The following is a 19936-nucleotide window of genomic DNA, read 5'->3' as shown; positions in this document are numbered from 1 at the left end:
GTGTCCTCCAACTTGTCTGCAAATAGTCTTGGTCGTACTCGAGCCTAGAGCACGACGGTATTTCGATACTCTCGTGCGGTGACTGAATACAGCAAGCTCGAGCCGGGCGACACCGCTCCGGCGTTCACCCTGCCCGATGCCGACGGCAACGACGTCTCTCTCGCCGATTACGCCGGCAAGAAGGTGATCGTGTACTTCTACCCCGCCGCGAGCACCCCTGGCTGCACCAAGCAGGCCTGCGACTTCCGCGACAGCCTCGCCGAGCTCAACGGCGAAGGCCTCGAGGTCATCGGCATCTCCCCCGACAAGCCGGCCAAGCTCGCCAAGTTCCGCGACAAGGAAGAGCTGACGTTCCCACTGCTCTCCGACGAGGAGAAAACGACCCTGCAGGCGTGGGGCGCGTTCGGGGAGAAAAAGAACTACGGGAAGGTCTACGAGGGCGTCATTCGCTCGACGTTCCTGGTGGACGAGGAAGGCAAGATCGAGGTGGCTCAATACAACGTTCGTGCCACCGGCCACGTCGCCAAACTGCGCCGCGACCTAGCCGTCTGAACCGGCCAGCCGCTGCAGGAACAGCGCCTCGGCGACTGCCATCTGCTCGATTTCCGTCGGGTCCACGCTCTCGTTCGGGGCGTGGATCCGGCATCGGGGCTCTTCGACGCCCATCAGCACGATCTCGGCGTCCGGCAATGCCTCCGCCAACGCGTTGCACAATGGAATGGACCCGCCCTGCCCAGCCGTCCCCATGGGACGTCCGAATGCCTCTTCCAAGGCACCTGACAACGCCGCGTACCCCGGGCCGTCCGTTCTGGCCCGGAACGGCGAACCGATCGCCTCACGCTCGACGGTGACACGCGCATTCCACGGCGTACGTGCCTCCAGATGCGCCACCAACGCGTCCTGCGCCTGCTGCGGATCCATGCCTGGCGGAACTCGCAAATTGAGCCGTGCCGAGGCACGAGGGGAGATTGCGGCGGCCGAGCCCACGACGGGCGGGCAGTCGATTCCGAGAACGGTCAGAGCCGGGCGCGCCCATACCGCGTCGGCCACGGTGCCCGAACCCGCAAGAGCGACTCCGTCGAGCACCCCGGCGTCGGATCTGAACTGCTCAGCGTCGTACGGCACCCCATCCCAGGTCTGCGCACCGTCGAGACCGTCGACGGTGGTGTCACCGTGCTCGTTACGCAGTGTGGCCAGCACCTGGATCAGCGCGCCGAGCGCATCGGGTGCCGGCCCCCCGTACATTCCCGAATGCACTTCTCCGGCAAGCGTTTCCACATGTACGACGACGTTGGCTATCCCACGCAGGGTAGTGGTGACCGTCGGCAGACCCACCGCAGTGTTGCCGGTGTCCCCGATCACCACGACCTCGGCAGCGAACAACTCGGGCCGCTCGTCGACGAGTGCTTCGAGCCCGCCCGTGCCCATCTCTTCAGAACCCTCGCAGACGATGCGCACGCCGACGTCGAGCGACTCCCCCACCGCGCGCAGCGCCAGCAGATGCATCAAGATGTTGCCCTTGCAGTCGGCCGCGCCTCGGCCGTACCACCGACCGTCACGCTCGGTCAGCTCGAAAGGCTCACTGTCCCAGTAGCTTCGGTCGCCGGGAGGCTGGACGTCGTAGTGCGAATACAACAGAACAGTCGGCGCCCCCGCCGGTGCCGGCCGAGAACCGACGACAGCCAGTGAGCCGTCGTTGGTCTCGATCAACTGCACGTCGGGAATTCCGGCGTCAACGAACGCCCGCTGCACCCATTGCGCTGCACCGACGCATTCCTCCACCGGGAACTGCCGAGGATCGTGCACAGATCGGAACCGGACCAGTTCTGCCAGCTCCGACTTCGCGCGAGGCATCGACTCCGCGATCGCGGATCGAATGTCGGCGGGGCGTACATCGGTCGGCATGGTTCCTCCAGACGAGAAATGACAGACGGGCTCTCGCCAGTCTGTCATTTGCTCGCACCTACCGAAGCGACACGTCAGCCTCCGGCCAATTCCTGCGCGATCCACTCACCTGTGTGCTGCCAGTGCCGATCCCAGGCTTCCTGCTCGAGTTGCTCCTGGGATTTACCCGGCTCGGGAACGACGGTGGGCACAGTCAATTGCGGCGGATCCACAGTCGCCGCAGCGGGCTTCGGGGTACCTGCAGGCGCAGCGCCCGGCGGCACCCAGGACGGCGGAGTCCCTTGCTGTGGAGTCCCTTGCTGTGGAGTCCACTGCTGCGTCGTCCCAGTCGGCGGTGTGGTCGTCGGCTCAAGGGCTGAATCCGCCGTGGGCGGGAGCGTCTTCGGCAGGGCGTCGGCCGGAAGCCCAGGCGCAATCGGCGCAACTGTCGTCGGATCGACGTATCGCGTTGCGCCGGCCAAATCGGCACCGCTGTCGCGTCGGTCGACGCTCTGTTCGGCGGTCGCATCCCCATTACTCGGCAGCGTGGCTGCAACGGCGACACCGGCCGAGGCCACCCCGGCGAGCAGCACCGCAGCGAAGATCAGTTTGCGGCCGCCGGTCGCTGAACTCGACCTGCCCGTTGCTGCCACCGGGGACGTGAGCACCACCGAAGGGACCGTCTCCGGCACTACGGCTTCTTCCGCGTCGTCGGCCCTCTCCGTTTCCACGAGAGCGGCCTGATCCTCGACCGAAACCGACGCGAGCCAGGCCGCCCCGCAGGCGGCGACCCGATCAGCGGCACCCACCCGCACGACGGGCACACCGAGCCCGAGGGAGAGAATGTCGATCAAGTCCCGGTTGCTCGATCTGTCTCCGAACAGCGCCACGGCCCGTGGTTTCTTGCCGGATTCGTCGACCACTTCCCAGGCCAGTGGAATCGTGCTGCCGATTCGTTCGGGGGACATCGAGTCCAGGGCAGCATTCTTGGCGGGCGTGAGTGTGGCATCGGCTGCGTCGGCGAGAGAGATGGATACGCCGTGTTCGCCCATGTAGTACAGCAGCACCGTGCTCGCGTCGGCGAGATCCTTCGTACGGGCCAACCAGCACAGGAACGACTGGGATGCCGAGACGAACACCGTCGACTCGTCGGTCACTGCCGTGGCGAGTTCGGCGCGCTCGGACTCGGACCGATGCACGACGGCGACGGCGTCGACCGACACGTTCAGCGTTGCTGCCTCGGCACGCATATCCGAGATCGCGCGCGGTAGAACGGCGGTCATGTCGGGGTCGAGCGAGGTGGTGGAGTGCGCGAGCACCTCCCCCGAGGTCGGCTCGAGCAGGACCGTCTGCATCGAGCCGGATTCGATCGCTGTACCGATTGTTGCCACTGCAGTCTCCCTGTGCTCGGGGTGAGGCTCCCGACCATGAACGTCGTCCCACGGACACGAACGACGGCCACCCTGCACGGAAATTGATTCAATACCTATAACCATACCGGTTGCCCGTTTGGATGGCCCATATTGAACTTGGGGATTGTCACAGCACGACGGCCCGACAGCTGTCGACACACACAGCGCTCCCCCACAAGAACGACCGAATCCGGAGTGGGCGATGCGACCCGCACGACAGAAGTGGATACCGTCCACCCGCGACGGATAGCCTGACCGGGTGGAATCCTCTGCTCGTGCCCAGTCCTCGCGCCGTCTCGACGCCGCGCTCGAGTCGACGGCGCAGACTCAGGAGCTGATGCCGAGGCGCCGTCCCACGCAGGAACGCAGCCAACGCAAATTCGACGCGTTGCTCCAGGCGTCGCGTGAACTGCTCAGCGACGTGGGCTTCGAGTCGTTCACCTGTGAAGAAGTCGCGTCACGGGCAGAGCTGCCGATCGGCACGCTGTACCAGTTCTTCGCCAACAAGTACGTCATCGTCTGCGAACTCAATCGTCAGGACCTCGTGGGAGTCCAACAGGAATTGGCGGAGTTCGACGGCGAGGTCCCGTCCCTGGACTGGGTGCGATTCCTGAACAATTTCGTCGACCACATGGCCGGTATGTGGATGACGGACCCGTCGCGCCGCGAGGTATGGCTCGCGATGCAGTCCACACCGTCCACCCGCGCCACCGGGGTCATTCACGAGCGCGAGTTCGCCGATCAGGTCTCACGCATGCTCGGACCGTTGACGCCGCGCACACCGCGGCATCGTCGCAATCTGATGGCCCAGGTGTTGGTGCACATCGTCTACTCGATGCTGAACTTCTCGGTGCAGGACGGCCAGAGCCACGAAGATGCCGTGGCCGAACTCAAGCGAATCATGATGGCGTATCTGCTCGTCGCAGAGAAGGAAAGCAGGCGCTCGGGTGGGTCGGTCAACACCGACGACGCCTGACCCAGCCGCTTCACCCATACGAAAGGCCCGCCCGATCTCGTGGATCGGACGGGCCTTCGTCGTCGTTCAGCGCGGAGTTACTCCTCCAGGATCGCCACCGCGGCGGCGATATCGCCGTCGTGCGTCAGCGACAGGTGAATCTTGACCGTCGGCAGAAACTCCTGCGCCATGCCGTGCAGCTTGATGGACGGTCGGCCCCACGCATCGTTGACGACCTCGATCAACGGGTACGGATTGTCGCCGATCTGCGGCGGCCGTGCGAAACGTGATGTCGCCCAGGCTTTCAGAACTGCTTCCTTGGCGGCCCACCGTGCTGCGTAGTGCCGCGTCGGGTCGGAGCTCTTGGTCGCCGCGTGCCGACGTTCACCCGCGGTGAAGCTGTCGCGAATCATCGTCGTGCCGACCTTCTCCATCTGCTCGGCGAAGTCGGACACCGTCACCAGGTCGAAACCCACTCCCAAGATTGCCATCAGATGGCACCCGGCAGACCGGAGGAGTAGACGTCGTCCTCGCCGAGGCGAGCGGACTCGTTGAGCAACACGTTGGCCTCCAGTTCGCGTGTCGCCTTGGCCGGCGTCCCGTCATGTCCCAGTCGTCGATCGTCGGGCCGCTCGTAGAGGGAGTCGCCACCCACCATCGCGGAGATCAGCCTGCGCTGACCGGCGATACGACGTTCGTTCGCCTTCGCGATGTACTCCGCACGCCGCTCGGCCGGAACGGCCTCGAGGAACGCCTGCGGGTGCACCAGCGCGATGAGTCCGGACACGTGCCCGAAGCCGAGCGAGGTGAGCAGACCCGCCTTCAGCGGAACCGAGTCACCGAAGCGCAGCGGCTCACGAGCCCACACCAAGTGCTCGAAACCGGTCATCTTGTCGTCGACGCAGTCGAGGCTGCGGTTCGGCGGGATGACGCCGTTGGCCAGCACCTGACACAGGCCGATGAGCTGCCAGGCAGCCGCTCCGCCCTTCGAGTGCCCGGTGAGGGACTTCTGCGATACGACGAACAGCGGAGCGCCGTCCGAACGACCGATGGCCTTGGCCAGGCGGGTGTGCAGCTCGGCCTCGTTGGGGTCGTTGGCTGCAGTCGAGGTGTCGTGCTTGGAGATCACGGCCACGTCGTCTGCGCTGACGCCGAGTGCGTTGAGCGAGAGCGCAAGTGCCGAATCCCTGCCGCCGCGACCGGCGCTGAGTGCGCCGAGTCCCGGAGCCGGGATGGAGGTATGCACTCCGTCGCCGTACGACTGTGCGTAGGCCACCACTCCGAGGACGGGCAGGCCCATCTCGAGTGCCAGATCGCCGCGAGCGAGCAGAATCGTTCCGCCGCCGTGCGATTCGACGAATCCTCCGCGCCTGCGGTCGTTTGCCCGGGAGAAGCGTCGATCGCTGATTCCCTTGGCGGACATCGCTGCCGAGTCCGCGGTGGCCGACATGTCGCCGAAGCCGATGATGCCTTCGGTGCTCAGGTCGTCGAATCCGCCGGCGACCACGAGCTGCGCCTTGCCCAGCTTGATCTTGTCGACGCCCTCCTCGACCGAGACGGCCGCGGTTGCGCAGGCGGCGACGGGGTGAACCATCGCGCCGTAGCTACCGATGTACGACTGAACCACGTGTGCAGCAACGACGTTCGGCAGAGCCTCCTGCAGGATGTCGTTCGCACGAGCATCGCCGAGCAGGGTATCGATGTACAGCGAGCGCATGGACTCCATGCCGCCCATGCCGGTGCCCTGAGTGTTGGCGACCAACGTCGGGTGCACCCAGCGCATCAGTTCCGACGGGTTGAAGCCCGAGGAGATGAAGGCGTCGACCGTGGTGACGATGTTCCACAGGGCAACACGATCCACCGAACTCGCCATGTCGGGCGAGATGCCCCACTTGGTGGGATCGAATCCGGTCGGAATCTGACCACCCACGGTACGGGTGAGCTTCATCTTGCGCGGAACGCGAATCTCGGTGCCCGCCTTGCGAGTGACCTGCCAGTCGCTCGAATCGGGAACCGGTGTGATCAGCGTGTGCTCGGGATCCGCAGCCGCGAACGACCGTGCGTCGATCTCGGTTCCGACGACGAACGTGAGGTCGTTGTCGAGGAAGATCGAGGTCATCAGCGGAGCGGTGTTACCGACCATTGCGCCGTCGTCGCCGTACGTGCGGATACCGCACTTCTCGACCACGATGTCGTGGTACTTGTCGGCGATGTCCTCCTCGGGAACGAGGTCACCGGACTCGATGTCGTACCAGCCCGGCTTGGGATCGTTCTCCCAGGCGATCAGGCCGGTGTTCCACGCGAGTTCGAGAACGCCTGCGGCAGAGAGCTGCTCGTCGACCTCCATCTCGAAGCGAGTGCGCGCCGAACCATAAGGTCCGAGCTCACCTGCACCGACGATGACGATCAGGTCCTTCGGATCGACATCGAGGGCGGGCCACGCCGGAGCAGTGGTCGGGGCGAGCCGCGGAGGTGCAGGCAGCGCGGCGATGACCGAACTGTCCACGACCTCTTCGGTCTTGTCGGCCGCAGCAGCGGCCGCGTCCCGAGCAAGCTCGACGAGGTTGAGCTTGGTGTTGGCCAGGCCACCCGTCAGATCGGCGACGATGGGCTCCTGCGCGGCCCGACGACGTGCGTCGAAGGTGCACAGCCGCAGCAGCTCGGTCGCCATCTCCTCGGTCGACCAGGTACGGACACCTTCGGCTTCGACCGCCTCGACGATGGGATCGTTGCCGCCCATCAGGCCGGTTCCGCGAACCCACCCGATGTGAGCGTGCGCGATGGACACCCGCTCGGCCCAGTTCTTCTCCGAGCCCCACTTCGCGACGACTGCATCGAGTGCGGCCTTCGACTCACCGTAGGCACCGTCGCCACCGAACATTCCACGGTTCGGCGATCCGGGTAGCACCACGTGCAGATGAGTGTCGATGTCGTTGTCGTAGCCGACCTTCGACAGTCCGGTGATCAGACGCTCGACCGACCAGAGCAGCACGCGCATTTCCATCTCGGCGCGAGCTCCGGCGTCGGACATCTCGCCCATGACCCGGGGTGCGGCGAACGGGAACAGCATCGTCGGAGTGGCAGCTGCCTTGACCAACGTCTTTGCACCACCGGCAGTGTCGATGTAGTCACTGCCGATCCACTCGATGAGGGCATCGACGTCGGTGTACGACGCGATGTTGGCCGGAACCACCCACAGCGACGCTCCGTTGCGAGCGTTGTCGCGGTAGAGCGAGCGGTAGAAGCCCAGGCGCTCGTCGTCGAGCCTGGAGGTGGTGACGAAGACCGTCGCTCCCCCGGCCAACAACTGAGCGGTCACGGCCGCGGCGATGGATCCCTTGCTGCCACCGGTGACGACTGCGACGTCGTCGGCCCACTGCCCCTTGTCCTCGGATGCGACCGCGATGTCTGCGATGCGTCCGAAGGTCTCGGCGAGCACGGCCTTGTTCTCGTAGTCGGCCTTGGCCTTCCACCACTGTGCTTGAGCTGCAACGGCATTGCCTGCACCGGCGAAGGACTCTACGGCGACATCACCTGCGGTACCGAGCCACAACCGAGCCAGATCCTCACGGGCGGTGGCCCACCGGTCGTCGATCAGCACTGCGCGCTTGGCGTCGAACGCGGGAGCGACGAGGCGAGGCCAGTCGGAGCCGAGCTCGGCCGAAACCAGCTCCACCAGAGCAGCATCGGGGTTCTCGGCCAGCAGCGCGTTGGGTGCGTCCGCCAGGCCGAGCTGTTCGAGCACCAACCGGGCTGCAGAGGCGAGAACGCCGTCGCGACCGGTGATGTGCTCGGTGAACTCGCCCAGAGCAGCAGCGTCGACGGTTCCGCCGGCCCCGCCACCTGCCTGAGGCATGGACACTGCTATTCCGCGACGAGCGGCAACCGAAGCAACCGCGGCGTCGATGACGTTGTCGACAGCAGTGCCGTCGGCGAGAGCGCCGTCGGCCAGGCCACCGAGTGCACCGCCGCGGACCGAGGCACCGTCACGGGTACCGAGAGCGACCTCGGCGGTGACGTGGTGCGCCCAGCCGTCGCCCAGTTCCCAGGTCTTCTTGACGCGGTCGGCGATGGAGGCCGGGCGTCGTCCCGAGGGGCCGAAGACCTTGCGGAGATGGTCGTTGATCGAGTCGCTGAGCACCGGGCCGAACGGCTTGTAGGTACGAGCCAGCTTGTTCACCGTGCCCGAGAGCGCGCCCATGTCGGCGTCGGCTGCGCCGTCGATGGCACCGAGCGAGAGCTCGGAGCCGAGGTCGACGAGCAGCTGGTTACGACGTGAGGACACGCCGTCGCACAGGGCCTCGATGGTGTCGGCGGGCCCGATCTGATCGAGCTGCAGTTTGGTCCACAGTCCGATGAGGATCTTCGTCGCGTCGGCGGCGACGAACGCGATGTCGTCGGGGCGAGGTCCGCCCGACGGTGCAGCTGCCGGTGCGGGTGCGGCAGCCGGAGCAGCCGCGGCTGCAGGAGCAGCGGTTTCGGGAGCGGGTGTTGCCTCGTCCTCGTCGGCCGGAGCCGGGTCGGTATCGGTGCCGTAGACGATCGCGGCTTCGCGCTCCAGGTTGAGCACCTCGACCGGGTGGCCGAAGCGGCCGGGCAGCTTGAGAGTCTGCGACGCGAGGTTGGCCACGGTCGGTGTTGCACCGAGCCCGATCTCGACGAAACGCTCGACGCCCATACCGCCGTCGGACTCGTCTGCGAAGAGCAGATCCTGAGTCTCGATCCACCGGACCGGGCTGGCGAACTGCCATGCGAGCAATTCGGTCAGAATCACGCGGCACAGATCGCTCGGCCGTGCGGCCCACGAATCGAACTCTGCGAGAACGGTGTTCAGCGGCTCGGACGGTACGAGGTCGGCGATCTCCTGAACGAAGGCCCGGTCGAGCGAGAACGGCTTGGGCACCAGGTTCGGAATGTAGCGACCGACCAGGATCGCGGGATCGAGCTGCTCGGGCAGCAGGGTCTCGAGGCGGCTACGGAAATCGTCGACTCCACCGCGCAGAACCGTCGAGTGGAACGGCACGTCGATGCCCGGAACCATGATGTAGGCGGCCTTGCCGCCGAACTCTGCCCGGCGAATGGCGATCTTCTTCTCGAGCTCACCGAGGCCGGCAACGGTGCCTGCGATGGCGTACTGCGAGCCACGCAAGTTGAGGTTGACGATCTCGAGGAACTCACCGGACTCTTCTGCGACACCGGCGACGAAGCCCTGCACGTCCTCGTCGGCCAGGCCGATCTGGGACGGGCGGATGGCGGCCATACGGTAGTCACTGCGGCCGTTCTCGTCACGGGGAACGAGTGCGTGCATGGCCGAGCCACGCTGGAAGACGACCTCGAGAACGGCCTCGAGCGGGAGCACACCGGCAACGGCGGCCAGAGCGTTGTACTCACCCACCGAGTGGCCGGCGAGAATCGAATTCTCCACGAACGCTCCGGATTCGCGCAGTTCGGCAACCTGTGCGACACCGAGAACGGCCATCGCAACCTGGGTGAACTGCGTCAGGTGCAGCACACCGTCGGGATGCTTGTGCGTGACCCCGCGGGCCTTGAGCGACGTCGGATTGTCGCGCACGACAGCGAGAATGGAGAAGCCGAGCGCGCTGCGGGTGTGCTTGTCGGCTCGCTCCCAGATCTCACGCGCGGCCTTGGAGCGAGCGCGTGCGTCCAGTCCCATACCCGGGCGCTGGATGCCCTGGCCGGGGAACGCGTAGACGGTCTTCGGCGCGGCGGTGCGTGCGGTGGCGACCATGACCAGTTCGCCGCCGACTCGGCAGGACACCTCGACCAGTTCGGCACCCTGATCGAATCCGGTGCGGTCGACGCGAACGTCGATATCCGCTCCGGGACGGACCATTCCGAGGAAACGAGCAGTCCAGGCAGTGAGACGACGCGGAGGAGTCTTGGTGTCCTCATGGTCGACTGCGGTGACGGTCTGCTGCGCCGCAGCCGAGAGCCACATGCCGTGCACGATCGGGCTACCGAGGCCGGCGAGCAACGCCGCGGCATCCGAGGTGTGAATCGGGTTGTGATCGCCCGAGACCTGGGCGAACGCGGCCATGTTGCGCGGGGCCACGATGGTGGCCTGGCGACGGCGACGACGCGGGGTGTCCTTGGCATCGGCGCTCAGCGAACCGCCGGCGCGAGCCGGATCCACCAACTCGCCCTTGCCGGTGCGTCCACGAATGGCGAAGCGCTCCACCAGGGTTGCGACGGCCGGGGCGTCGAGACCCTCACCGAGCATGGCACCGATCTCGACGGTGACCTCGACGACGCGACCGAGATCGGTGTCGAGCACCTCTCCTGCAGCGGCCTTGACCACGAGAATCGAAGTGTCGGTCGGCAATTCACCGACGAGGTTGACGCTGTGATCGAGGTGCACCAGGTCGAGCATGCCTTCGATGACGTCGATGCCTTCGGCGTTGCGCGTCGCTCCGAGGACGGCGAAGACGGCGGGCCAGCAGGCACCGACGAGAACGTCGGGAACAGCTTTTCCGCTGACGGTCAGTGTGTCGGGCAGTCCGGATCCGGTGACGCCGGCGTGGTCGGCGATCAGATCGGGGATCCAGGCGATGTTCAGCCGCGCGACACCGTTCTTGACCGTCGGAAGGTCCTGTCCTGCCGCAACTCCGAGCAGAGCGGACATGGCCTGCTGTGCATCCTCTGCGGTGACGACGGGAGCGCCGCCGTCGATCGTGGAGGCAGGCACCGTCAGACGGATGCGTACTTCCTTGCCCGGGGCGAGCGGGACCAGCAGTTCGACGTGCTCGGTGTCGAGCTCGGTCAACGTGGAGCCGGTCTGCGGATGCGAGGCGACCGTATCGGAGTCGACGGTCCAGTCGGCCGGATCTCCCAGGCGTGCAACGGGGTTCTGCGTCATGCGCGAGGCCCAGGTGACGTCGGGAGCTGCCAGCACGATGCCCAGCAGTCCCGGTGCGATCTCGGCGTGGCGTCGGCTGGCGATGGCCGCCGGCTCGACACCCTCGGCGAGAAGCTGGTCCGCGGTGGCCTTCTCGAAGCGGTTCAGCAGTTCGCCCACCGGCTCGTCGACGCGAGTGATACCTGCGACGGCAACGGTTCCGGGGATGATGCAGACCTGATCGGCCGAGTAGCGAGCGTCGTGTGCCTGCCACAGCGAGTCACTGCGCCACCAGCGGCGCACGTCACCATCGACGACGGGAACGAAGTTGACGGGCTTGCCGGGCATGCGGCACAGCGAGGTGAAGAAGGTGATGTCGGCAGGGTGCAGCACCACGTCACCGGCGTCGGGGAACTGAGCGAGCAGTGACTTCAGTGCTGCGCGCGGACGCTCGAGTACCTCGGCGTCGGCGAACAGGGTGGGGATGGGGCCACGATCGACCGGGTGCAAGCGTGCCTCGGCGCGCTGCAGCATTTCGAGGAAACGAGTGCGCCAGGTGACGTCGAGCCACACCGATTCACGGGCCTCGGTCACCGCATCGGTGAACTCGCCGCCACAGTCGAATTCGCTGCGTGAGTCCGTTCCGATGGCCAGATCCAGGTAGCGGCTCAGCCACTGCTGGTAGGTCATCTCGGCGACGTCGCCGAAGAACGGCTTGGCGGTGCCGTCGAGTGCGGCGATGATCTCGTCGCGGCGCTCGGCCACGGCGTCGGCGTTACCGGCGACCTCGTCGAGCAGCCGACCGCAACGTGATGCCGCATTGTCGATCTCGTGAATGTCGGCACCGAGCTGGCTGCGGCCCGACGCCATTCCGCCGTTGGCGGTTCCGGCACCGACCCAGTCGGGAGTTCCCGGCGTGTCGACGAGAAGCTGCTTGACCTCGGGAGCCGTCGTGGCTTCCAGAGTGGCCATCGCAGCGGTACCGACGAGGATGCCGTCGAGAGGCATCTTCGGGTATCCGTGCACGGCAGACCAGGTTCCGGTGAGGTAGTCCGCGGCCCGCTCGGGTGTTCCGATACCGCCGCCGACGCAGATCACCAGGTTGGGGCGCGAGCGGAGCTCGGCATAGGTGGTCAGCAGCAGGTCGTCGAGGTCTTCCCACGAGTGGTGTCCGCCTGCGCGGCCACCCTCGATATGGACGTTGACCTGGTAGGACGGAACCTCGTTGGCGATGCGGATCACCGCGCGAATCTGCGCGACGGTTCCCGGCTTGAACGAGACGTAGCTGATGCCGGCCTCGGAGAGCTCTTCGATGAGAGCCACTGCCTCGTCCAGTTCGGGGATGCCTGCTGTGACGACGACGCCGTCGATGGCCGCACCCGCTGCACGGGCACGCTGCACGATGCGGCGACCGCCGAGCTGCAGCTTCCACAGGTACGGGTCGAGGAAGAGCGAGTTGAACTGGATGGCGCGGCCGGGCTCGAGCAACGTGGAGAGCTCGGCGACGCGGTCGGTGAAGATGTCTTCGGTGACCTGGCCGCCACCGGCGAGCTCGGCCCAGTGGCCTGCGTTGGCTGCGGCCGCGACAATCTTCGCGTCGACCGTCGTCGGCGTCATGCCGGCGAGCAGGATCGGCGAACGTCCGGTCATCTTGGTGAAGGAGGTCTCGACGACGACGCGGCCGTCGGGGAGCGTCACGGGCTTGGGTGCGAATGCCGACCATGCCGGCTGCACCTCGGGTGCGGCTCCTGGAGTGAGCAGATTGCGGTGGCCGCCGCGTGAGGATGCCGCGATGATGCCGACGCCCTGTCCACGCAGCGCCGGGGTGGTCATGCGGGTGAGGAGGTCACCGGGTCCGAGGTCGAGGATCCAGTCCGCGCCGGCCTCGACGACACCGTCGATTGCGTCGACCCAGTCCACGGAATCGACGAGGATCTTCTGCGCCAGTTCGCGGGCCAGGGCGGCGTCGAGACCGCACCGCTGCGCCCAGGCGTCGACGAGCTCCACTGCGTCGGTCAATGCGGGGTGATGGAAGCCGATCTCGACCGGGAGCTGCTCGAAGACGGGTGCGAACACCGCGCCGCCGCGCTTCTTGGCATCGCGCTCACGTTCTTCCCGAGCCGCGATCTGCTCGCACTTCTCCTGCACGCGAGCCAACTGAGCCGGCGGGCCGGACAGCACGACGCGGCGACGACCGTTGCGGATGGCCAGAGCAGCGGAGCGTTCGGGTGCTCCCGGTATCTCCAGCTCGTCGACGATCGCCTGCAGACGCTCGGGCTCGACGTTGCCGACCGAGACCATCGGCGCACGGTCACCGGCACCGATGATGCCGCGGCGACGTCCGACGAGTCCGGCAGCAGCACCGACCAACTGCGCGATGGCCAGGAAGTTGGCGTCCTGTGCGCCGTCCGCGGCGACGGACTCGGCGGCGATGAGGCCCTGCGAGTGTCCGACCACCTTGACCGGCGGGGTCTGGGCGGGGTCGAGGCCCTGCAGCTTCAGCGCACGCAACGCGGCGACCTGAGTGAGGAAGACGCCCGGCAGAGACACCGCAGCCGAGGTCAGTGCCGCTTCGGAAGGCCCGTAGGAGCCGGCGGTGTCGCCGTCGGCGAGGTCCTGCTCGAGCATCCAACCGATCGGGTCGAAGCCGACCGAGCGGACGACCAGCAGCTCGTCGGACACGGGCGCCAGCACTGCTGCGGCCTCGTTGACGAGATCGGTCAGTTCGGGCTCGAGTGCGGAATCGCGCGCGAGCTCTTCGAGCGAACTCAGCCAGGGCGCACCCTGACCACCGAACGCCAGAGCGTACGGCTCGCCCGCGGCGAATCGATCTGCCAGAGTCCGAGAGCCGCCACTGCTTCTAGGGGCTTTGCCTGCGTTGCCTGTGCTTCGCGAGCCGCGTCCGTGTGATGGTGTGCTCTCGTTGATCGTCAAGGCTGAAGATTCCTCTCGTGGACGTCTCGGGGGGTCGAGGCGTTCGCTGTGATGACTGCCGTGGTGCGTCGTGGGCAACAGGGCAAAGCGTGAGCCTGTCTTCGTCGACAGGTCTCCTTCGCGCTGCTCCAGGTTGACACAAAATCATGAGGAAATCCTCAGGTTTGCTCGGACGTCCGAGTGCTACCAGCGAGTACGTCCGCGCAAGCGGCTTTACTTTTTGTTTACCCAACTCGCGAGTAACCCGCATCGACCCTGGCGGGAGACTCGGCGGCGACGGCGAAACATGAGGGAACCCTCGCATTTTTCGTTATCTTTTTGTGATGTGATCTCGAGCACTCCGTGAGCGTCCGGTGACCTGTCGGTGGGGTCGTCTAGCTTTCTCCTACGAACCGCATCCGACAGGGCGGTCCACGAACTCCGGGGGGAATTCATGTATTCATCGGTTACGGACACTTGCACGACGGGCGAGCTCGAAGCAATGCTGTTGCACATCGAATCGTTTGCCTCACAATCGAATTCGCCGCACTGGACACCGGGGTGGCGCGGCGAATCCGAGGCGGCGCTACTCGACGCGATCTTCTCCGCGCGCGCTCCTTACGGAGGACCGACCAGTGGGGTGCGAGCGGTCATCGGACGGTGGCGGTCACACCGCGGCGATAACCAACTCGACGACTTGACAACCCTTGCAGAACTGACTTCGGATCCGGATCAGCTCGTGCAGATCCTGTCCAACCGTCAGCTCGTTCCAGGAAACAGCCGAACCAAGGCGGCGGCAGCCGCTGTGGCAGCGCAGACGCTGATCGCGTCGGGGTTGAGCCGTTCGACCGATTTCGAGCAGCACACGAAGGAACATTTCGATGCGTTCCGCGCGATCCCTGGCCTCGGCGAGACCACCTGGGACTGCATGCTCATGCATCTGGGCGTACGCACCGACAAGGCGACCGCACATCTGACCGCGTTCGTCGCCGACGCTCTCGAACCACTCCATCGAGACCTGGCCGCCGACACCGCCGAGGATCGCTCCCCCGTGATTCTCGACGCCGTAGCGGACGCACTCCACGTCGATCTCGCCTCGCTCGAGCACGCGCTCTGGCGTTACCAGCACAAGCTGCGCAGACCGCCGCAGCGCCACTCCGAGGCTGCGCTCCGATCGGCGGGCTGACTCTGCAGAATTATCACCTCTGCGAGATCATCACCTCGACGCCATCGAGGATGCACTCCACACCGAAACGGTAGGCATGCACGGGGTCGCTGGCGGCGTCGTACGACGTCGCCGCGGCCGTCCCGATGCGGGACGACACCGGAAAACGCTCGCGCGTCATCACCCGCTCGATGACGGGTGCGGTAGCCGCCCACCACTGAGCGTCGGACATTCCCGACTGCTTCTTCACCCGATCGACCGCGGCCGAGGCTCTCGCGGTCCCCGAGACGTGAGTGAGAACCAGTGTCAACACCGAATCGATCTCGACGTCACCGAGCCCGGTACCGACGAGGGTGCGCAGCTCTGCCTCGTACTTGTCGTTGGTGTGTGGACCGAGCACCGGACGCGCACCGACGGCGTCGAGCAGCCACGAATGTCGTTGATAGAGTTCCCAATTGCGCTCGGCAACAAAACGCAACGCGGGCCGCCACCCACCGGGAACCGATGCCGGCTCGTCGACGTGTGCGTACAGATCTGCCACGGACCGATCGATCATCAGGTCCGTCAACTCTTGGCGCCCCGGCACGTGGGTGTACAGCGACATCGCACCGACCCCGAGATGCTCGGCCACATTGCGCATCGACACCGACTCCAACCCGTTCGCATCGGCCATCTCGATTGCCGCGTCGACGATCGCGTCGACGCTCAGGCCGGTTCGGCTCGGTTTCGCGTCGACCCGCCACAGCAGTTCGAGGATGCGCGCCGGATCGAACGAGTTCTCCTTCTTCACCACCCGGCGAGCCTAATCGGACATCGACGTGGCTCGAAGAACCGCGTCGCACGCACAGCAGCATCGGTTGTAGACTTCACCGGCACGCGCGAGTGGCGGAATTGGCAGACGCGCTGGATTTAGGTTCCAGTGTCTCAGGACGTGGGGGTTCAAGTCCCCCCTCGCGCACAACGGTCGTTCGACCCGGCTTTTCTCGAGACTCCCAGGTCTACAGGTTCCGACGTGTGAAGGTGGCTCGTATGTCCAGTAATCCCGACGACGACGCGATCTTCGCCGAAACTTCCGACGAACGACGCTCTCTCGCACGCACTTTCGACACCCTGACACCCGAACAGTGGGACACCCCATCGCTGTGCGACGCCTGGACGGTCCGCGACGTCGCCGCCCATCTCGTGGTGCCCCTGATCGTCCCGCTCTGGCAGTTCGGACTCGCCATGGTGCGCACTCGAGGGAACTTCGACCGGGCCAATCAGATGATGACCCAGCGAATGAAGCGCAAGCACGGCGACGAATTACCCGCGCTCCTGACAGCTCACGCAGACAAGAAGTTCACCCCGCCGGGCCACGGTCCGCTGGCCCCGTTGTCCGACGTCATCGTGCACGGGCTCGATGTGTGCAGGCCGCTGGGAATCGAGCACCACGTTCCCGAGCACCGCATGGTTACGATGCTCGACTTCCTGGTGCCGGAAAGCGGTGCGGCACCGTTCAAAGGACCCGATCTTCGACTGCAGTGGCGCGCAACCGATCTGGACTGGAGTCGGGGCGAGGGCCCCGTCGTCGAAGGATCGGCGGGCACCCTGGCGTTGGTGCTGACGGGGCGCAGCAGCGCTCTCGCCGACATCACCGGCCCGGGTGCCGAGCAACTTGCCGAAGCACGGGCGAACCGTCGTCGGTCGTGAGTCACACCCGGCTCGTCCATGGTGAGAATCACCGGCCGACCACCCGATGTGACTACCTTCGGTAGTAGTCGCTCCGGTACCGTCGAGTGGTGACCTCATCCCGCCCGAAGCGTCGACCCGCGCTCATTGCGCTGGTGATCGTGTCCGCGGCGGTGTGTCTCGGTCTCGGCTGGTGGCAGTGGGAACGCTTCGAGGCGGTCGGCGGTAACGGCCAGAACCTCGGCTACGCGTTCCAGTGGCCCTTGTTCGCGGCGTTCGTCGTCTACGCCTACCGCAAGTTCGTCCGCCTCGAAGACGAGGACCAGGACGAGCCCGACGCCGGGCAGCCCGACGGACCGACCGAGGTCCCTCTCGATCTGCTCCCCCAGCGCCGCGTGGCAGACCCCGACGTCGGCGATCTGGACGACCCCGAGGCCAGGCAACTTCTCGAGTACAACAGCTACCTCGCGGAGCTGAACGAATCCCGCGGGACCGACAGGAGCACCACGTGAGTTCGGCACCGGACAAGACCAAGGCGTCCACCAACAAGACTCGGAAGATTGCATCGGCGCTGCTGCGCTATCGCGTGCTCGCCTACGTCACCGGTATCTGGTTGCTCGTCCTCGTGGCGGAGATGGTCGCCAAGTACATTCTGAAGATCGAAAACCTGCCGACGTGGATCCCCGTCGTGCACGGCTGGGTCTACATCGTCTATCTCGTGCTCACGGTGGACCTCGCGATCAAGGTGCGGTGGCCGGCCGGTCGGACCATCGGCACCCTGCTGGCCGGAACTGTTCCGTTCCTGTCGTTCTACGTCGAACACAAACGCACCAAGCAGGTCAAGGCCGACTTCGGCGTCTGACGTCAGCAGGTGATCGGCTGTGCGTTCTCCGGATCCAGCGCGTTCTCCACCAGCCGCTGCGCCAGCGGATCGTACGAGATTCCTGTGTGTTCGACGACATTGCCGGGGCACACGTCCTGCAGCACCAGGTTCGTATTTCCCGCTCCGGTAAGGAGCGACGCCGTGTACGGAACGACAACCTGGTCGTATCGAGTCACGATCGTCGTGTAGTCGATCCCCGCGACCGTGTCGCTGCCCTCGTTCAACCGCTCCAGCACGTCGTCCTGCACCGGCGGACCGGCGGTCGGATAGTTCGGCGGAGACAGCGCCACTATGCGCGAGACGGTGCGATCACCGCCGAGAAAGCGGGCGTAGTAGCGCGGCACCGTGCCGCCCTTCGAGTGGCCCACGATCGACACCTTCTGCGCACCCGTCGCCGCGAGCACGGAATCGACGAACGTGGACAATTCCGCGGCACTCTCGGGAATCGTTCCCAGCGCTCCCAACCCGGGCACCGGCCCGGTGTTGCCGTAGTCGAGCGCGAACACGCAGTATCCGGCGTCGACCAGGGCCGGTGACAGCGACGACCAGTTCGCGTAGGAGTTCTCCAGGAACCCGTGTACCAAGATGACCGGTTCGGGATGTCGAGCGCTGGGAACGCACGAGTAATCGTTCGCGCCCGCCGGCGTCGCACCTGGATGGGCCACCGAGTAGACCAAGGCCTCGGCGAACGATCCCGCGACCGGCGCTGCCGAAGCGGGGGTTCTCACCGAACACAGGGCAGCGGCAGCGAGCACGACCGTGGTTCTCGTCAACACTGCCCGCGCCGCCACGACTATCGCCCTGTCAACGCTTCGAGAGCAGGAACCAGCTTGCGCAGCGCGCGGCCGCGATGAGAGGCCGCGTCCTTTTCGTCCGGAGCCAACTGCGCGGCACTGCGGCCGTCCCCCTCCGGCACGAAGATCGGATCGTATCCGAATCCGTTCTCCCCCAACGGCTCTCGCGCTACAACGCCGCGCCACTCGCCGCGAACGACGGTCTCGGCTCCGCCCGGGACCACCAACGCACACGCCGACACGAAAGCCGCCCCGCGTCGTTCGTCGGGGGTATCGCTCAGCTGCGCCAGCACGAGCGCCGTGTTGGCCTCGTCCTGCCCGTGAGTTCCGGACCAGCGCGCGGAGAGCACACCGGGCATTCCATTCAATGCGTCGATTTCGATTCCGGAATCATCGGCGACGCAAGGCAACCCGGTTGCCGCCGCACCGTCGCGCGCTTTGGCCGCCGCGTTGTCCTCGAACGTCGCTCCGGTTTCGGGTGCCTCGGGAAACGGCGGCACCTCGTCGAGACCGACCAACTCGATACCCATGAGGCCGGCGGCATCGAGCACCCGGCGCAGCTCGCGCAGCTTCTTCGCGTTACGACTGGCTACCAGCAGCTTGGTGTCAGGCACCGAACTTCTTCTTCGTTTCTGCGGTGGCAGGCTCGGGCAGATCCCCCGGGTACGGCAACGCCAGCGCCTCCCTCTGCACCTCGAACAGCTTGTCGATACCGACGAACGCCGAGTCGAGGAGCTTGTCGAGGGTCGTGCGCGGGAAGGTCGCGCCCTCGCCGGTTCCCTGGATCTCCACCAGAGTTCCGGTGTCGGTCGCAACGACGTTCATGTCGACCTCGGCTCGCGAATCCTCTTCGTACGGAAGGTCGAGACGCACCCGGCCGTCGACGACGCCGACACTGACCGCGGCGATCATGCACGAGATCGGCTGCGGGTCGGCCAGGCGTCCGGCTGCTCGTAGGTAGGTGACAGCGTCACTGAGAGCCACGAACGCTCCGGTCACGGCAGCAGTACGGGTGCCGCCGTCGGCCTGCAACACGTCGCAGTCGAGGGCGATCGTGTTCTCGCCGATCGCTGCCAGATCGATGCACGCGCGCAGTGAGCGTCCGACCAATCGGGAGATCTCCTGAGTGCGGCCGCCGACCTTGCCCTTGACGGACTCGCGTCCGTTACGCGTGTGGGTGGCAGCGGGAAGCATTGCGTACTCGGCAGTGAGCCAGCCCAGGCCGGATCCCTTCCGCCAGCGCGGTACGCCCTCCTCGACGCTGGCCGTGCACATCACCCTGGTGTTGCCGAATTCGACCAGCACCGACCCTGCCGGGTGAGTGGTGAATCCGCGGGTGATCTTGATGGTGCGGAGCTCGTCGTCCGCTCTGCCGTCTTCTCGTCTGGACACGACTCGAAGCCTAG

General features: G+C 66.0%; 14 protein-coding genes and 1 tRNA gene. 7 read left to right on the top strand and 8 right to left on the bottom strand.

Translation table 11 applies throughout. The features are described 5' to 3' along the window. Window positions 1-78: 78 nt before the first annotated feature. Window positions 79-552, top strand: coding sequence for a thioredoxin-dependent thiol peroxidase (gene bcp / locus CH266_RS18100; RefSeq protein ID WP_032370166.1), 474 nt, complete (start codon window positions 79-81; stop codon window positions 550-552). Here the strand turns inward: bcp and CH266_RS18095 are convergent. Continuing rightward, complete coding sequence (locus tag CH266_RS18095) at window positions 541-1905, bottom strand: dipeptidase (RefSeq protein WP_094715875.1); 1365 nt, start codon at window positions 1903-1905, stop codon at window positions 541-543. The two genes, bcp and CH266_RS18095, sit on opposite strands and share 12 nt — an antisense overlap. Before the next feature lie 74 nt (window positions 1906-1979). Then, window positions 1980-3275 (bottom strand): hypothetical protein, encoded by a 1296-nt coding sequence (locus CH266_RS18090; RefSeq protein ID WP_094715874.1) that lies wholly within the window; start codon window positions 3273-3275, stop codon window positions 1980-1982. 358 nt (window positions 3276-3633) lie between these two features. Between CH266_RS18090 and CH266_RS18085 the strand changes: the two genes are divergently transcribed. Then, window positions 3634-4272 carry a TetR/AcrR family transcriptional regulator gene (locus tag CH266_RS18085; RefSeq protein ID WP_080729227.1) on the top strand — a complete coding sequence of 213 codons (639 nt, stop codon included), beginning with the start codon at window positions 3634-3636 and terminating at the stop codon, window positions 4270-4272. Window positions 4273-4349: 77 nt separating this feature from the next. On the opposite strand, the gene acpS is transcribed toward CH266_RS18085, so the two are convergent. Together acpS and CH266_RS18075 are read right to left on the bottom strand one after the other, a co-directional pair. Then, on the bottom strand, window positions 4350-4742 hold the full coding sequence (gene acpS, locus CH266_RS18080) for a holo-ACP synthase AcpS (RefSeq protein ID WP_008715184.1): 393 nt from the start codon (window positions 4740-4742) through the stop codon (window positions 4350-4352). After that, on the bottom strand, window positions 4742-14041 hold the full coding sequence (locus CH266_RS18075; protein ID WP_094715873.1) for a type I polyketide synthase: 9300 nt from the start codon (window positions 14039-14041) through the stop codon (window positions 4742-4744). Before CH266_RS18075 ends, acpS begins: the two co-directional genes overlap by 1 nt. A gap of 481 nt (window positions 14042-14522) precedes the next feature. Here CH266_RS18075 and CH266_RS18070 point away from each other — a divergent pair, with 481 nt between their 5' ends. Beyond that, on the top strand, window positions 14523-15206 hold the full coding sequence (locus tag CH266_RS18070; protein ID WP_052054845.1) for a hypothetical protein: 684 nt from the start codon (window positions 14523-14525) through the stop codon (window positions 15204-15206). A gap of 13 nt (window positions 15207-15219) precedes the next feature. Here CH266_RS18070 and CH266_RS18065 read toward each other — a convergent pair whose 3' ends face one another. Then, window positions 15220-15978, bottom strand: coding sequence for a TetR/AcrR family transcriptional regulator (locus CH266_RS18065; RefSeq protein ID WP_094715872.1), 759 nt, complete (start codon window positions 15976-15978; stop codon window positions 15220-15222). 83 nt (window positions 15979-16061) lie between these two features. Between CH266_RS18065 and CH266_RS18060 the strand changes: the two genes are divergently transcribed. The 4 genes from CH266_RS18060 to CH266_RS18045 all read left to right on the top strand — a co-directional run bounded on the left by CH266_RS18060 (window position 16062) and on the right by CH266_RS18045 (window position 17715). Then, window positions 16062-16143: transfer RNA gene (locus CH266_RS18060), tRNA-Leu, on the top strand. A 71-nt stretch (window positions 16144-16214) separates the two neighbouring features. Beyond that, window positions 16215-16874, top strand: a complete 660-nt coding sequence (locus CH266_RS18055) for a maleylpyruvate isomerase family mycothiol-dependent enzyme (RefSeq protein ID WP_094716029.1) — start codon at window positions 16215-16217, stop codon at window positions 16872-16874. An 89-nt stretch (window positions 16875-16963) separates the two neighbouring features. Beyond that, entirely contained in the window at window positions 16964-17365 is a 402-nt protein-coding gene (locus CH266_RS18050) for a glucitol operon activator (protein WP_032374595.1), read from the top strand. Next, a complete protein-coding gene (locus CH266_RS18045) occupies window positions 17362-17715 on the top strand; it encodes a DUF3817 domain-containing protein (RefSeq protein WP_094715871.1) in 354 nt (117 codons plus the stop codon). The genes CH266_RS18050 and CH266_RS18045 overlap by 4 nt, the downstream gene beginning before the upstream one ends. Window positions 17716-17717: 2 nt before the next feature. Here CH266_RS18045 and CH266_RS18040 read toward each other — a convergent pair whose 3' ends face one another. From CH266_RS18040 to rph, 3 genes are all read right to left on the bottom strand, one after another. Next, complete coding sequence (locus tag CH266_RS18040) at window positions 17718-18464, bottom strand: esterase/lipase family protein (RefSeq protein WP_255175951.1); 747 nt, start codon at window positions 18462-18464, stop codon at window positions 17718-17720. Window positions 18465-18529: 65 nt separating this feature from the next. Next, window positions 18530-19144: an RdgB/HAM1 family non-canonical purine NTP pyrophosphatase gene (gene rdgB / locus CH266_RS18035; protein ID WP_032368388.1), complete on the bottom strand. Its 615-nt coding sequence runs from the start codon at window positions 19142-19144 to the stop codon at window positions 18530-18532. After that, window positions 19137-19922 (bottom strand): ribonuclease PH, encoded by a 786-nt coding sequence (gene rph, locus CH266_RS18030; protein WP_027497665.1) that lies wholly within the window; start codon window positions 19920-19922, stop codon window positions 19137-19139. The genes rdgB and rph overlap by 8 nt, the downstream gene beginning before the upstream one ends. Between the last annotated feature and the right edge of the window lie 14 nt (window positions 19923-19936).

Origin of the sequence: Rhodococcus sp. 06-1474-1B, assembly GCF_002258885.1 — a bacterium.
Taxonomy (GTDB): Bacteria; Actinomycetota; Actinomycetes; order Mycobacteriales; family Mycobacteriaceae; genus Rhodococcoides; species Rhodococcoides fascians.
This window is presented reverse-complemented; position numbering and strand designations above follow the sequence as displayed.